Here is a 15,333-nt window from a genome sequence, read left to right as displayed (position 1 = left end):
TTTCTCTCTTCATTATTTTCCTGCGAGTTAACTATGCTGATGCTTTTCCTCACCGTGGCGCTGGTGCATATCATTGCGCTGATGAGCCCGGGGCCGGACTTTTTCTTTGTCTCACAAACGGCCATCAGCCGCTCGCGAAGAGAGGCGATGATGGGTGTGCTGGGGATCACCTGCGGCGTCATGGTCTGGGCGGGAGTGGCGCTGCTCGGCCTGAACCTGATCCTCGCCCGTATGGCGTGGCTGCATAACATTATAATGGTCGGCGGGGGCCTGTATCTATGCTGGATGGGCTACCAGATGCTGCGTGGCGCGCTGAAAAAAGAGAAGGTGGCCTCGGCGGAGCCGCAGGTGGAGCTGGCCCGCAGCGGACGCAGCTTCGTGAAGGGATTGCTGACCAATCTGGCGAATCCGAAAGCGATTATCTACTTCGGCTCGGTGTTTTCGCTGTTCGTGGGTGACAGCGTCGGCGCCGGCGCGCGCTGGGGCATTTTCCTGCTGATTATCGTTGAGACGCTGGCCTGGTTTATGGTGGTTGCCAGCCTGTTCGCCCTGCCGGGGATGCGCCGCGGCTATCAGCGGATGGCGAAGTGGATCGACGGTATCGCCGGTACGCTGTTTGCGGGCTTCGGCATCCACCTGATTATCTCGCGTTAACCGGCATGCTGTTTCCCACCCGGTTGTTTCCGGGTGGGAAAGTATCAGTGGCGAAGCCGCTGCAGCTCGTCTTCAGACAGACCGGTCATTTCCATAATCGCCTGGTCATCAATACCGCGATTGCGCATCGCTTCGGCAACCTGCACCAGAGCCTGGTGTTTCCCTTCTTTTATGCCTTGCTGTACGCCTTTCTCCATACCTTCTGCAAGCCATGTTTCCGCCAGCGTCATCAGTAATCCTCCATGCTGCGGCACGCGCTGTGCCAGCCCGTACAAGAGTGTCCGAGTATCTTCGGCATCCCCTGCCTGAGCCATATAGTTTACCAATACGGTGATTTGTTGTCCGCTCATCTGCTCCAGCATTAAGAGGTGGGTCAACTTATCCAGCAATTGCGCCATATCGCGCTGGCGGATGTGCTTTTGCACCAGCGTCAGGGCTGCCATGCTGCGGTGCTGCATGATGTCGTCGTCGGGGATCACCGTGATATCGACCAGCGGAAACGCCCCGCTATAGAGCTGGCTGGCGGTCTCAGGATCGGCAAAATTATCCAGCCAGCGCATCGACCAGGGATAGGGGCTGCGTCGTCCCTGATAGAAGAGAATAGGGATAACCAGAGGCAGCGTTTTATGGCCGCTCTCCAGGTGCCGCTGCATGGCGGCGATGGCATAGCGCATCAAGCGAAAGGCCATCAGCTTATCGGGTGCGCTCTGGTGCTCGATCAGAACATGGACATAGCCCGCACCGCGGGTGGTTTCCAGCGAATAAAGGATATCGCTGTAGTAAGGCCTGAGATCGTCTTCAAGAAAGCTGCCGGATTCCAGACGCAGGGTGTCCAGTTTGCAGATCTGTGTTAACGACGGAGGCAGGTGGAGCTCGATAAAATCGCGCGCCGTCTCTACCCGTGAGAGAAAAGTTTTAAATACTGCATCATGAGGGGTCGCCGTTTCCGCCATTGCCGTTCATCCGTGAATCACGTATCTGGCGGCATCCTGACATGGCGGGTTCAGCGCCGACAGCGGGCAAAAAAATTAATTACCCACTTTGCGCGCCGGCTCGCGCAGAGAGAAAGCGTCGTTCACCTGGCGAACCTCTCTTTGCGAGCGAGATTCCATGATTCAGGCATGGCGGGCGGAGGCGAGCAGCGCCCCGACCAGCATAAACAGTGAACCAAAGACTTTGTTCAACGCCTTCATCTGCTTTGGCTCTTTGATCCATGCGGAAATGCGCTGCGCCAGGGTCGCATAGCCAATCATCACAATGATATCGACGACGATGGTGGTGACGCCCAGAACGAGATATTGCATCACCTGCGGCTGGTGCGGCAGGATAAACTGCGGAAACAGGGCGGCCAGAAAAACAATGCTTTTGGGATTGGTGAGATTTACGAACACCGCGCGCTGGAACAGTTTGCCGCGCGTCTGCGCCTTCGCCAGCGTATTCAGGTCGATCGCCCCTGCCGCCCGCCATTGCTGGATACCCAGCCAGATCAGGTAGGCGGCGCCGGCCCATTTCAGCACCTCAAAGGCCAGCACCGAGCGGGAGAAGAGAGTGCCGAGACCAACGCCAACCAGCACGATATGAATAACCAGCCCGGTCTGCAAGCCGGCAATCGACGCCGCCGCGCCGCGGTATCCGTGGTTAATGGAGGTGGTCATGGTATTAATCGCTCCGGAACCCGGCGACAGGCTGAGAATAATTGATGTCAGCAGGTAGGCGAACCACCACTCAATGGTCATGAGAAACTCCCTGATTGTCTGTTTTTATGCCACAATACGCTATTGTGTCAGCATTGTGTGATACACGGTAAAAAAACGATTTTCAGCGGTTAACAGGGGTGTAAACCCGATGTTTGGGCAGAAAAAGGACTGGGAAACACGAGAAAACGCGTTTGCGGCCTTTAGCATGGGGCCGCTGACGGATTTCTGGCGACAGCGCGAAGAAGCTGAATTTAAAGGCGTCGACGATGTACCGGTACGCTTTGTCCGCTTTTGCGCGCAACATAACGATCGTCTGGTGTTGATTTGCCCCGGGCGCATTGAAAGCTACGTGAAGTATGCTGAAGTGGCCTACGATCTCTTTCACTGCGGCTTTGACGTGATGATCATTGACCATCGCGGGCAGGGACGCTCGGGCCGCCTGCTCTCAGATACCCACCGCGGACACGTGGTTAACTTCAGCGACTATGTTGATGACCTGGCCGCGCTCTGGCAGCAGCAGGTGGTTCCTGGACACTGGCGAAAACGGTTTATCCTTGCCCATTCTATGGGCGGAGCGATTGCCACGCTTTTTCTGCAACGTTACCGGGCGCATTGCGATGCAATAGCGCTCTGCGCGCCGATGTTCGGGATTATCATTCGGCTGCCGGACTGGATGGTGCGCCATATTCTCGACTGGGCTGAGGGCCATCAGCGCATTCGCGAAGAGTATGCCATCGGCACCGGGCGCTGGCGGGCGCTGCCTTTTGCCGTTAACGTGCTGACGCACAGTCGGCAACGCTATCGTCGCAACCTGCGCTTCTATGCCGATGAGCCGCGGCTGCAGGTCGGCGGTCCGACCTGGCACTGGGTGCGTGAGGGCATGCTGGCCGGCGACGAAGTGCTGGCGAATGTGGAAAAAGATACCGCCCCGACGCTGCTTTTACAGGCGGAGGAGGAGCGGGTGGTCGATAATCTGATGCACGACCGCTATTGCGAATTACGGGCCGCTGCCGGCCATCCCTGTGAGGGCGGTAAGCCGCTCGTCATTGAAGGGGCATATCATGAGATCCTTTTTGAAAAGGACGCTATGCGCTCAGTCGCGCTCAATGCCATCGTCGAGTTTTTCAATCGACATACTTAATCCGACGATAACGCTCGTCGCCCTGCTTAGAGGTTAACTTTTTTATGTACCAGGTTGTTGCGTCTGATTTAGACGGCACGCTGCTTTCCCCCGATCATTTCCTGACCCCGTATGCCAAAGAGACGCTGAAGCTACTTACCGCCCGTGGGATCAATTTCGTCTTCGCCACCGGCCGTCACTACATCGACGTCGGGCAAATCCGCGATAATCTCGGCATCCGGTCGTACATGATCACCTCTAACGGCGCCCGCGTTCACGATAGCGATGGTCAGCAAATCTTTGCCCATAACCTCGATCGCGATATTGCCGCCGACCTGTTTGAGATCGTGCGTAACGACCCGAAAATCGTCACTAACGTTTATCGGGAAGACGAGTGGTATATGAACCGCCATCGTCCGGAAGAGATGCGCTTCTTCAAGGAGGCGGTGTTTAACTACAAGCTGTATGAGCCGGGCGAACTGGATCCGCAGGGGATCAGCAAAGTATTCTTTACCTGCGAGGATCATGAGCATCTGCTGCCGCTGGAGCAGGCGATGAACGCCCGCTGGGGCGATCGGGTGAACGTCAGCTTCTCCACCTTAACCTGCCTGGAAGTCATGGCGGGTGGGGTATCGAAGGGGCATGCGCTGGAGGCGGTGGCGAAGATGCTCGGCTACACTCTTTCCGATTGCATCGCCTTCGGCGACGGTATGAACGACGCTGAGATGCTGTCGATGGCTGGCAAAGGCTGCATCATGGCCAACGCCCACCAGCGGCTGAAGGATCTGCATCCGGAACTGGAAGTGATCGGCAGTAACGCCGACGATGCTGTCCCGCACTACCTGCGTAAGCTATACCTCGACTGAAAAAGATTGACGACTGGCGAACAAGTGTCCAGTCGTCAACCTGACTCTTCGCTACAATGCCTGTTCTTTATCCAACGAGACGACCATTGTGGCGCTGTTAATTATCACCACTATCCTGTGGGCCTTTTCTTTTAGCCTGATTGGCGAATACCTGGCCGGTAGCGTCGACAGCTATTTTTCGGTGCTGATGCGCGTGGGCCTGGCGGCGCTGGTGTTCCTGCCTTTCCTGCGCACGCGCGGCCAGTCTCCGCGCACGATCGTGCTCTATATGCTGGTGGGCGCGATGCAGCTAGGCATCATGTACCTGCTGGCTTTCCGCGCCTATCTCTATCTTACGGTCTCGGAATTTCTGCTGTTTACCGTGTTTACTCCCCTGTATATCACACTGATCTACGACCTGCTCAGCGGACGTAAGCTGCGCTGGGGCTATCTGCTGAGTGCCGCGCTGGCGGTGCTGGGGGCGGCGATTATCCGCTATGACAAAGTCAGCGATCATTTCTGGACCGGGCTGTTACTGGTACAGCTGTCAAACCTCTGCTTCGCCATCGGTATGGTGGGGTATAAGCGTCTGATGGAGGTGCGTCCGATGCCGCAGCACAATGCCTTTGCCTGGTTCTATGTCGGGGCCTTTATCGTGGCGGTGGCGGCGTGGTTTATGCTCGGCAACGCCCAGAAGCTGCCGACCACCACGCTGCAGTGGAGCGTGCTGGTGTGGCTCGGCGTGGTGGCTTCCGGGCTGGGTTACTTTATGTGGAACTATGGCGCCACCCAGGTGGATGCCGGCACGCTGGGGATCATGAATAACGTCCATGTCCCCGCCGGGCTGCTGGTTAACCTTGCCATCTGGCAGGAGCAGCCGCACTGGCCGAGCTTTATTAGCGGAGCGTTGGTGATCCTGGCCTCGCTGTGGGTCCATCGCCGCTGGGTCGCTCCGCACTCCGGACAAACGGCAGATGATCGCAGGCGTGGTTCCGCGCAGAGCGAATAAACGCTTCGGTGACCGGTTGACGCTGTTCGCCATCGCGAACGGCCGCGTACAACCGGCTCCATAATCCCTCACCCAGGGTTTTGGTGACCACCAGGCCCTGGCGTTCAAAGCTTTCCACCACCCAGTGCGGCAGCGCGGCGATGCCCATCCGGGCAGCCACCATCTGGATCAACAACAGCGTGTTATCGACGCTTTTCAGCTGCGGGCTGATGCCGGCCGGCTGCAGGAAGTGGCGCCAGATATCGAGGCGCCCGCGCTGCACGGGATAAATCAACAGCGTTTCCGCGGCCAGGTCCTCCGGGGTAACCAGCGTCTTCATAGCTAACGGATGCTCGGGCGCCAGCACCAGACGCACCTCAAAATCAAACATCGGCGAGTAGTGCAGGCCGCTGCGCGGCAGAATATCGGAGGTCATCACCAGATCCAGTTCACCCTGCTGCAGCGCAGGCTGTGGGTCGAAGGTGACGCCGGAATGGAAGTCGACCTCCACATGTGGCCAGCGGGCGCGGAAATTCTCCAGCGCCGGCGTCAGCCACTGAATACAGCTGTGACATTCGATAGCCAGCCTCAGCCGGGTCTGCTGTGGTTCGTTACAGTCCTGCAGGGCGCGAGCGATCTGCGGCAGCACCTGGTTGGCCAGCTGTAAGAGGATTTCCCCCTGAGGAGTAAAACGCAGCGGCTGGCTCTTACGCACAAAGAGACGAAAGCCAAGGCGCTGTTCCAGATCGCTGAACTGGTGAGACAAGGCGGACTGGGTCTGGTGCAGGGCCGCTGCCGCACCCGCCAGTGAACCGCTGTTCCGCAACGCTTGCAGCGTTTTCAGATGTTTAATTTCGATCATGAAAGTCCTTCACTTCGCCATGAGCAATTTGCGCTTGAGGAATATACAGTAACTGTCAATTATGGATGTGTAAACATCTGGACGTCTAAAACTCGTCATATTTCGACTTGCAGATGCGTTGGCTGCCTTGCATACCCCAGTCACTTCCTTCAGTAAGCTCCTGGGGATGCGCATCGTTGCCGACTTCCTGCAAGCCGAACTATTGAGATTTTTGCTTCAGATTCAATGAAATAAGAGAGGAACAAAAATGACAATTATTAACCACACCCTCGGTTTTCCTCGCGTTGGCCTGCGCCGCGAGCTGAAAAAAGCGCAAGAGAGCTACTGGGCGGGCAACGCCACTCGCGAGGAACTGCTGGCGGTAGGCCGTGAGCTGCGCGCCCGTCACTGGGAGCAGCAGAAACAGGCGGGCGTTGATCTGCTGCCGGTGGGGGATTTCGCCTGGTACGACCATGTTCTGACTACCAGCCTGCTGCTTGGCAACGTGCCGGCTCGTCATCAGAACAAAGACGGATCCATCGACATCGATACCCTGTTCCGCATTGGCCGCGGCCGCGCGCCGACTGGCGAACCGGCCGCCGCTGCGGAAATGACCAAATGGTTTAACACCAACTATCACTATATGGTGCCGGAGTTCGTGAAGGGCCAGCAGTTCAAACTGAGCTGGACCCAACTGCTGGATGAAGTAGACGAAGCGCTGGCGCTGGGCCACAAGATCAAGCCCGTGCTGCTGGGGCCGGTAACCTATCTGTGGCTGGGTAAAGTGAAAGGTGAACCGTTTGACCGCCTGACCCTGCTGAATGCCATCCTGCCGGTTTACCAGCAGGTGCTGGCCGAACTGGCGAAACGCGGCATCGATTGGGTGCAGATTGATGAACCGGCGCTGGTGCTGGAGCTGCCGCCAGCGTGGCTGGAGGCCTTTCAACCGGCTTATGACGCCCTGCAGGGCCAGGTGAAGCTGCTGCTGACTACCTATTTTGAAGGCGTTAGCGACAATCTCGCGACCATTGCTGCGCTACCGGTCCAGGGGCTGCACGTCGATCTGGTGCACGGCAAAGATGATGTTGCCGAACTGCACAACCGCCTGCCGGCCGACTGGCTGCTGTCCGCGGGCTTGATCAATGGGCGTAACGTCTGGCGCGCCGATCTCACCGAAAAGTATGCGCAAATTAAAGACCTCGTCGGTAAGCGCGAGCTATGGGTCGCGTCATCCTGCTCTCTGCTGCATAGCCCGATCGATCTGAGCGTGGAGACGCGCCTTGATGCGGAAGTGAAGAGCTGGTTTGCCTTCGCGCTGCAGAAATGCGGTGAGCTGGCGCTGCTGCGCGATGCGCTGAACAGCGGCGATACAGCGGCGATTACCGAGTGGAGCGCGCCAATCCAGGCCCGTCGCCATTCGACCCGCGTGCACAACGCGGAGGTGGAAAAACGGCTGGCGGCGATCACTGCTCAGGACAGCCAGCGCGCCAGCCCCTATGAGGTTCGCGCGCAGGCACAGCGCCAGCGCTTTAACCTGCCGAAATGGCCGACCACCACCATCGGGTCATTCCCGCAAACGACCGAGATCCGCGGCCTGCGCCTGGACTTCAAAAAGGGTAACCTTGACGCCAGTCATTATCGGACGGGGATTGCGGAACATATTAAGCAGGCGATCGTCGAGCAGGAGCGGTTAGGTTTAGACGTACTGGTGCACGGGGAGGCCGAGCGGAACGACATGGTGGAATACTTCGGCGAACATCTGGACGGTTTTATCTTCACGCAAAACGGCTGGGTGCAGAGCTATGGTTCCCGCTGCGTGAAGCCGCCGGTGGTGATCGGCGACGTCAGCCGTCCGCAGGCGATCACCGTCGACTGGGCGAAGTATGCGCAGTCGCTGACCGACAAGCCGGTGAAAGGGATGCTCACTGGACCGGTGACCATTCTGTGCTGGTCCTTCCCGCGGGAGGATGTCAGCCGTGAAACCATCGCGAAACAGATTGCGCTGGCCCTGCGTGATGAAGTGGCGGATCTGGAGGCGGCGGGGATCGGCATCATCCAGATTGATGAGCCGGCGCTGCGCGAAGGGTTACCGCTGAAGCGCAGCGACTGGGATGCCTATCTGCAGTGGGGTGTGGAAGCCTTCCGCCTTAATGCTGCGGTCGCCAAAGACGACACGCAGATCCATACTCACATGTGCTATTGCGAGTTCAATGACATCATGGACTCCATTGCCGCGCTGGACGCTGACGTGATCACCATTGAAACCTCGCGGTCCGATATGGAGCTGCTGGAGTCGTTCGAAGCGTTCGAGTACCCCAATGAGATCGGGCCGGGAGTATATGATATTCACTCGCCGAACGTGCCGAGCGTGGAGTGGATCGAAGCGCTGCTGAAGAAAGCCGCGCAGCGTATTCCGGCGGAGCGGCTGTGGGTTAACCCGGACTGCGGCCTGAAAACTCGCGGCTGGCCGGAAACCCGCGCCGCGCTGGCGAATATGGTGCAAGCGGCGCGAAATCTGCGCCAGTCCGCCTAATCGTTACGCGAAAAATCAAAAAGGAGGCATTTGCCTCCTTTTTTCATGCTTAGGGCGATTAGCCTTTTTTACCGCCATACTGAGCAAACCAGGCGAGCATCCGCTGCCAGCCGTCTTTGGCTGACTCTTCATGATAGCTGGCGCGATAGTCGGCGTTAAAGGCATGATCGGCTTCGGGATAGACCATGATTTCCGCCGTGGCGTTGGCTGCCCGCAGCGCCTGACGCATAGTCTCGACGGTGTCCTGCGGAATGCTGGCGTCTTTAGCGCCGTACAGACCAAGCACCGGGGCGTTGAGATCGACGGCGATATCTACCGGGTGCTTCGGCGAATTCAGTGATTTTTCTCCCACCAGCTTACCGTACCAGGCCACTGCCGCTTTAAGCTGCGGGTTATGCGCGGCATACAGCCAGGTAATGCGTCCGCCCCAGCAGAAGCCGGTGATCAGCAGACGATGGGCATCGCCGCCGTGGCGCGCCGCCCAGCTGGCGACGTGGTCGAGATCCGCCAGCACCTGCGCGTCCGGCACCTTGCTGACCAGCTCTTTGAACAGGGTCGGGATATCGTGGTACTCATTCGGATCGCCCTGACGGAAGTACAATTCAGGCGCGATAGCCAGATAGCCTTCCTGCGCCAGGCGGCGACAAAGATCGCGAATATGTTCATGCACGCCGAAAATTTCCTGTACCACGATAACGATCGGCAGCGGACCGTCGGCATTTTTCGGGCGGGCGTGGTAGGCCGGCATGTTTTCACCCTGAGAGGGAATCGACGTCTCTCCGGCGATAATATGCTCTTCCGGCGTATGAACGGCGGTTGCGGCGTGTGGTGAAGCTGCAGGTGCGAATCCAGGTTGCTTGGTGGTGGTCATGGTATTCTCCGTACCCTTATTTATTAGCGCATCAGTAACTATAGACCCTTTACCTTTAGTTCGGGCGGTAATAAAGCACAGTGCCTGAAAGCGGCTATCTTTTGTTCTGTGATGATGAATATAACTTGTTAATGTGATGTGTATCACTATTTACTGAAAAACAACTGCAATCATTATTGGTCTTGGTGACTATCATCACAAAATTTTGCCAGGGGCTTCTGTACAGTACCGTTTTGCTTCTGCTGATAATTCGACCCACAGAGGAGTTTTTTATGTCCAAGTCTGATGTTTTTCATCTCGGCCTCACCAAGAACGATTTACAAGGGGCTACGCTGGCTATCGTCCCTGGCGATCCGGAGCGTGTGGAAAAGATCGCCGCGCTGATGGATAAGCCGGTTAAACTGGCATCTCACCGCGAATTTACCTCCTGGCGCGCGGAGCTGGACGGCAAACCAGTGATCGTCTGCTCTACTGGCATCGGCGGCCCGTCGACTTCCATCGCCGTGGAAGAGCTGGCGCAGCTGGGGGTGCGTACCTTCCTGCGTATCGGCACCACCGGCGCGATTCAACCGCACATTAACGTTGGCGATGTGCTGGTGACTACCGCCTCCGTTCGTCTGGACGGCGCCAGCCTGCACTTCGCGCCGATGGAGTTCCCGGCCGTCGCAGACTTCGCCTGTACCACCGCGCTGGTGGAAGCGGCGAAATCAATCGGCGCGACCACGCATATCGGCGTGACTGCCTCCTCGGATACCTTCTACCCGGGCCAGGAGCGTTACGACACCTTCTCCGGCCGCGTGGTGAGCCGCTTCAAGGGCTCAATGGAAGAGTGGCAGGCAATGGGCGTGATGAACTATGAAATGGAATCCGCCACGCTGCTGACCATGTGCGCCAGCCAGGGCCTGCGCGCCGGGATGGTAGCCGGGGTTATCGTGAACCGTACCCAGCAAGAGATCCCTAACGCCGAAACCATGAAGCAAACCGAAAGCCACGCGGTGAAAATCGTCGTGGAAGCGGCGCGTCGTCTGCTGTAATTCAACTCTTTCCCTGTCAGGCCGGATCCTCCGGCCTTTCTTTTTTGCGTCGCCTCTCGCAGGAAATTCCTTTTAAACTGGACGTTTGTACAGCACAATTCTATTTTGTGTCATCAGGTTATCGCAGGGGGCGTCGTGGATCTCTCCATTATTATCAGCGCGGTTATCGCACTGGCAGCCGGGTTAATGGTTGGCTGGCTGGCGACCAAAGCGCGTGCCGATCAAATTCGGGCCGATCTCATCGAGGAACGGCGAGAGTTGGATATTGAGCTGAGCGCCGCCCGCCAGCAACTGGCGCAGGAGGCCCACTGGCGTGAGGAGTGTGAGCTGCTGAACAACGAGCTGCGCAGCCTACGGGATATCAATACCTCGCTCGAGGCCGATCTCCGTGAGGTCACCACCCGGCTCGAATCCACCCAGCTGCATGCGGAAGATAAGATCCGCCAGATGATGAACAGCGAGCAGCGCCTTAGCGAGCAGTTTGAAAACCTCGCCAACCGTATTTTCGAACACAGCAACCGGCGGGTCGATGAGCAAAACCGCCAGAGCCTGCATGGCCTGCTGACGCCGCTACGCGAACAGCTGGACGGGTTCCGCCGCCAGGTGCAGGAGAGCTTTGGCCAGGAGGCGCGTGAAAGACATACCCTGGCGCATGAGATCCGCAATCTGCAGCAGTTGAACGCGCAGATGGCACAGGAGGCGCTGAACCTGACCAAAGCGCTGAAGGGGGATAACAAAACTCAGGGCAACTGGGGGGAAGTGGTCTTAACCCGCGTGCTGGAGGCCTCCGGCCTGCGCGAAGGCTATGAGTACCAGACTCAGGTCAGTATTGAGACCGACAACCGCTCGCGGATGCAGCCGGACGTTATCGTGCGCCTGCCGCAGGGTAAGGACGTGGTGATCGACGCCAAAATGACCCTGGTCGCCTATGAGCGCTATTTCAACGCCGAAGACGACTACACCCGCGAAGTCGCGCTGCAGGAACACCTTGCCTCGGTGCGAAACCATATTCGCCTGCTGGGACGCAAGGATTATCAACAGCTGCCTGGCCTGCGCTCGCTCGACTATGTGCTGATGTTTATTCCCGTTGAGCCGGCGTTCCTGCTGGCCATCGATCGCCAGCCTGAGCTCATCAGCGAGGCGCTGCAAAATAATATTATGCTGGTTAGCCCGACGACGCTGCTGGTAGCCCTGCGCACTATCGCCAATCTGTGGCGCTATGAGCACCAGAGTCGTAACGCGCAGAAGATTGCCGAGCGGGCGGGGCGCCTTTACGACAAAATGCGCCTGTTTGTGGATGATATGTCCGCCATCGGCCAGAGCCTGGATAAGGCGCAAGAGAGCTATCGCCAGGCGATGAAAAAGCTCGCTTCCGGGCGTGGTAATCTGCTGGCCCAGGCGGAGGCCTTTCGCGGCCTGGGCGTGGAGGTCAAGCGCGGGATTAATCCTGATTTAGTCGAACAAGCTACGGCTCAGGACGAGCAATATCGTCTCGAAGATGAGGATAACCTGCCGGAAAATGACGCATTTTCACCCGACTCTGCCGAGACGGTGCGTAGCCGGGAGGCGGCTCCGCCACGCTGAAACGTATGGGAAATGCGCTGAGTCTGATACACTCAGTGAACATTTTCTTGAAAAGCAAGCAGGCATAGAGATGGTTGAGGATTCACAAGAAACGACGCACTTTGGCTTTCAGACGGTCGCTAAAGAGCAGAAAGCAGATATGGTGGCGCATGTATTCCATTCTGTCGCCGCAAAATATGATGTGATGAACGACTTGATGTCGTTTGGGATCCATCGTTTGTGGAAGCGTTTCACCATCGACTGCAGCGGCGTACGTCGCGGGCAGACCGTGCTGGATCTGGCTGGTGGTACCGGTGATTTGACGGCCAAGTTCTCCCGCCTGGTAGGGGAAACCGGCCGCGTCATGCTTGCTGATATCAATGATTCTATGCTCAAAATGGGCCGCGAAAAGCTGCGCAATATCGGCATCGTAGGCAACGTTGAGTATGTTCAGGCCAACGCGGAAGCCCTGCCTTTTGCTGATAATACCTTTGACTGCATCACCATCTCTTTCGGTCTGCGTAACGTGACCGACAAAGAGAAAGCGCTGCGTTCGATGTACCGCGTGCTGAAGCCGGGCGGACGTCTGCTGGTGCTGGAGTTTTCTAAACCCATTATCGAACCGCTGAGCAAAGCCTACGACGCTTACTCCTTCCATATCCTGCCGAAGGTGGGCGAGCTGGTGGCAAAGGATGGCGACAGCTATCGCTACCTGGCGGAATCTATTCGTATGCATCCGGACCAGGAAACCCTGAAAGGGATGATGCAGGATGCGGGCTTCGAAAACGTGGATTACTACAACCTGACGGCGGGTATCGTTGCTTTGCATCGCGGTTACAAGTTCTGACAGGAGGGACGCTATGCCTTTCACACCCCTGGTTACCGCTGGCATTGAAACGGCGCTGAATACTTTCCTCTGGCGCGACAAAGCGCTTAAACCCGCTCGTCAGCGCCTGCTGGGCAAGGTATTGCGGGTCCAGCTGCAGGATTTCGCCACGCCCGTGGTGCTGGTATTCAGCGAACGCCAGGTTGACGTCCTGAGCGCCTGGGACGGAGAGGCCGATTGCACCGTGATTACCCGGCTCAGCGTGCTGCCAAAACTACGCAATCGTCAGCAGCTCACGGCGCTTATTCGCAGCGGTGATCTGGAAGTGCAGGGCGATCTGCAGGTGGTGCAGAATATGGTCTCCCTGTGCGACCTGGCAGAGTTTGATCCCGCTGAACTGCTGGCGCCCTATACCGGCGATATTGTGGCCGAAGGCGTCGGTAAAGTCCTGCGCGGCGGCGCTCAGTTTCTGCTGAAGGGCGCAGAGCGCCAGCAGCGCTATGTCGCGGAAGCGATCACTGAAGAGTGGCGCCTGGCGCCGGGGCCGCTGGAGCTGGCCTGGTTTGCTGAAGAGACAACGGCTATTGAGCGCGCGCTGGCCGCACTGGAAAAACGGCTGGAAACGCTGGAGGGCAAATGACGCCAGGAGAATTACGGCGCCTGTATTTCATCATCCACACCTTTTTGAGCTACGGGCTCGATGAGCTCATCCCCAAAATGCGGATCACGTTGCCGCTGCGTATCTGGCGGCGGATGCTGTTCTGGATGCCAAACCGCCATCAGGATCAGCCTCTTGGCGCCCGCCTTCGGCTGGCGCTCCAGGAGCTGGGGCCGGTGTGGATAAAATTCGGCCAGATGCTTTCCACCCGCCGGGATCTCTTTCCGCCGCATATTGCCGATCAGCTGGCGCTGTTGCAGGACCGCGTGGCGCCCTTTGAAGGGAAGCTCGCGCAGCAGCAGATAGAGAAAGCGATGGGGGGGCTGCCGGTCGAGACCTGGTTTGATGATTTCTCCGTTGAGCCGTTAGCCTCGGCGTCCATCGCCCAGGTGCATACCGCGCGTCTGAAAGAGAATGGCAAAGAGGTGGTGATCAAGGTTATCCGCCCGGATATTTTGCCGATCATTAAAGCGGACATGAAGCTCATCTACCGCCTGGCGCGCTGGGTACCGCGTCTGCTGCCTGACGGTCGTCGTCTGCGCCCGCAGGAGGTAGTTCGTGAATATGAAAAAACGCTGCTGGATGAGCTGAACCTGCTGCGGGAATCCGCCAACGCTATTCAGCTGCGGCGTAATTTCGAAGACAGCCCGATGCTGTACGTGCCGGAGGTGTACCCCGACTACTGCAGCGAAAGCATGATGGTAATGGAGCGCATTTACGGTATCCCGGTGTCCGATGTGGAGGCGCTGGAGGCCCAGGGCACCAATATGCAGCTGCTGGCGGAGCGGGGCGTGCAGGTCTTCTTCACCCAGGTGTTCCGCGACAGCTTCTTCCATGCCGATATGCATCCTGGCAACATATTCGTCAGCTACGAGCATCCGGAAGATCCGCAGTATATCGGCATCGACTGCGGTATTGTCGGCTCACTGAACAAAGAAGATAAGCGCTATCTGGCGGAAAACTTTATCGCCTTTTTCAACCGCGATTATCGTAAAGTTGCCGAGCTGCACGTCGATTCCGGTTGGGTTCCGCCCGATACCAACGTTGAAGAGTTTGAGTTCGCGATCCGCACGGTCTGCGAGCCGATCTTTGAGAAGCCGCTGGCGGAGATCTCCTTCGGCCACGTGCTGCTTAATCTGTTCAATACCGCGCGGCGTTTCAATATGGAAGTCCAGCCGCAGCTCGTTTTACTACAGAAGACATTACTTTACGTAGAAGGGGTAGGCCGGCAGCTCTATCCTCAGTTAGACTTGTGGAAAACGGCGAAGCCTTTCCTCGAGTCGTGGATCAAAGATCAGGTCGGCATTCCGGCGCTGGTGCGCGCGTTTAAAGACAAAGCGCCGTTCTGGATCGAAAGAATGCCGGAAATACCTGAGCTGGTGTATCAGAGCCTGCAGCAGAGCAAACAGCTGCAGACCAGCGTCGATACTATTGTACGGGATATGCATGTGCGTCATGTGCGCCAGGGCCAATCCCGTTACCTGTTTGGTATAGGCGCGGTTTTATTGCTCAGTGGTACGCTGCTCTTTATCCATCGCCCTGAGTGGGGAATGATGCCCGGTTGGCTGATGGCCGGCGGTGTGGTGACCTGGCTTATTGGCTGGCGGAAAACCCACTGATCGGTTCGCCTCTTCATGACGCAGGCTTATTTGCGCAAAATCATGTCGGCGGCCTGACGAAGAGGCGGCTCGCAGGATGGCGTG

14 protein-coding genes are annotated in these 15,333 nt (G+C 57.6%); 10 read left to right on the top strand and 4 right to left on the bottom strand.

Going from position 1 to position 15,333, the window contains the following annotated elements; translation table 11 throughout:
- The first annotated feature begins 33 nt into the window (after positions 1 to 33).
- Positions 34 to 654, top strand: coding sequence for a threonine export protein RhtC (gene rhtC / locus ACR809_RS24530; RefSeq protein WP_004152056.1), 621 nt, complete (start codon positions 34 to 36; stop codon positions 652 to 654).
- Positions 655 to 698: 44 nt separating this feature from the next.
- On the opposite strand, the gene ACR809_RS24525 is transcribed toward rhtC, so the two are convergent.
- On the bottom strand, positions 699 to 1,607 hold the full coding sequence (locus ACR809_RS24525) for an Rpn family recombination-promoting nuclease/putative transposase (protein ID WP_023317407.1): 909 nt from the start codon (positions 1,605 to 1,607) through the stop codon (positions 699 to 701).
- 162 nt (positions 1,608 to 1,769) lie between these two features.
- Complete coding sequence (gene rhtB, locus ACR809_RS24520; protein ID WP_122051620.1) at positions 1,770 to 2,390, bottom strand: homoserine/homoserine lactone efflux protein; 621 nt, start codon at positions 2,388 to 2,390, stop codon at positions 1,770 to 1,772.
- Positions 2,391 to 2,499: 109 nt separating this feature from the next.
- Here rhtB and pldB point away from each other — a divergent pair, with 109 nt between their 5' ends.
- The 3 genes from pldB to ACR809_RS24505 all read left to right on the top strand — a co-directional run bounded on the left by pldB (position 2,500) and on the right by ACR809_RS24505 (position 5,325).
- Positions 2,500 to 3,492: a lysophospholipase L2 gene (pldB, locus tag ACR809_RS24515; protein WP_002883412.1), complete on the top strand. Its 993-nt coding sequence runs from the start codon at positions 2,500 to 2,502 to the stop codon at positions 3,490 to 3,492.
- A gap of 44 nt (positions 3,493 to 3,536) precedes the next feature.
- Positions 3,537 to 4,337: a sugar/pyridoxal phosphate phosphatase YigL gene (gene yigL, locus ACR809_RS24510; RefSeq protein ID WP_004146466.1), complete on the top strand. Its 801-nt coding sequence runs from the start codon at positions 3,537 to 3,539 to the stop codon at positions 4,335 to 4,337.
- An 88-nt stretch (positions 4,338 to 4,425) separates the two neighbouring features.
- Positions 4,426 to 5,325, top strand: coding sequence for a carboxylate/amino acid/amine transporter (locus ACR809_RS24505; protein WP_002883414.1), 900 nt, complete (start codon positions 4,426 to 4,428; stop codon positions 5,323 to 5,325).
- Here the strand turns inward: ACR809_RS24505 and metR are convergent.
- Entirely contained in the window at positions 5,213 to 6,166 is a 954-nt protein-coding gene (gene metR / locus ACR809_RS24500; protein ID WP_002883415.1) for an HTH-type transcriptional regulator MetR, read from the bottom strand. The two genes, ACR809_RS24505 and metR, sit on opposite strands and share 113 nt — an antisense overlap.
- Positions 6,167 to 6,413: 247 nt before the next feature.
- On the opposite strand from metR, the gene metE reads away from it, so the two are divergent.
- A complete protein-coding gene (gene metE / locus ACR809_RS24495; RefSeq protein ID WP_122051619.1) occupies positions 6,414 to 8,678 on the top strand; it encodes a 5-methyltetrahydropteroyltriglutamate--homocysteine S-methyltransferase in 2,265 nt (754 codons plus the stop codon).
- Between the two features lie 58 nt (positions 8,679 to 8,736).
- Here metE and ACR809_RS24490 read toward each other — a convergent pair whose 3' ends face one another.
- Positions 8,737 to 9,549, bottom strand: a complete 813-nt coding sequence (locus ACR809_RS24490; RefSeq protein WP_122051618.1) for a dienelactone hydrolase family protein — start codon at positions 9,547 to 9,549, stop codon at positions 8,737 to 8,739.
- 272 nt (positions 9,550 to 9,821) lie between these two features.
- On the opposite strand from ACR809_RS24490, the gene udp reads away from it, so the two are divergent.
- The 5 genes from udp (at position 9,822) to ubiB (ending at position 15,249) form a co-directional block, all read left to right on the top strand.
- A complete protein-coding gene (gene udp, locus ACR809_RS24485; protein ID WP_002883419.1) occupies positions 9,822 to 10,583 on the top strand; it encodes a uridine phosphorylase in 762 nt (253 codons plus the stop codon).
- Positions 10,584 to 10,718: 135 nt separating this feature from the next.
- On the top strand, positions 10,719 to 12,167 hold the full coding sequence (rmuC, locus tag ACR809_RS24480) for a DNA recombination protein RmuC (RefSeq protein WP_002883420.1): 1,449 nt from the start codon (positions 10,719 to 10,721) through the stop codon (positions 12,165 to 12,167).
- Between the two features lie 70 nt (positions 12,168 to 12,237).
- Complete coding sequence (gene ubiE / locus ACR809_RS24475; protein WP_002883421.1) at positions 12,238 to 12,993, top strand: bifunctional demethylmenaquinone methyltransferase/2-methoxy-6-polyprenyl-1,4-benzoquinol methylase UbiE; 756 nt, start codon at positions 12,238 to 12,240, stop codon at positions 12,991 to 12,993.
- A 13-nt stretch (positions 12,994 to 13,006) separates the two neighbouring features.
- A complete protein-coding gene (ubiJ, locus tag ACR809_RS24470) occupies positions 13,007 to 13,612 on the top strand; it encodes a ubiquinone biosynthesis protein UbiJ (RefSeq protein ID WP_002883422.1) in 606 nt (201 codons plus the stop codon).
- Positions 13,609 to 15,249 carry a ubiquinone biosynthesis regulatory protein kinase UbiB gene (ubiB, locus tag ACR809_RS24465; RefSeq protein WP_004177924.1) on the top strand — a complete coding sequence of 547 codons (1,641 nt, stop codon included), beginning with the start codon at positions 13,609 to 13,611 and terminating at the stop codon, positions 15,247 to 15,249. The genes ubiJ and ubiB overlap by 4 nt, the downstream gene beginning before the upstream one ends.
- Positions 15,250 to 15,333 lie beyond the last annotated feature (84 nt).

Source organism: Klebsiella sp. CD33, assembly GCF_051992865.1.
GTDB classification, from domain to species: domain Bacteria; phylum Pseudomonadota; class Gammaproteobacteria; order Enterobacterales; family Enterobacteriaceae; genus Klebsiella; species Klebsiella pneumoniae.
This window is presented reverse-complemented; position numbering and strand designations above follow the sequence as displayed.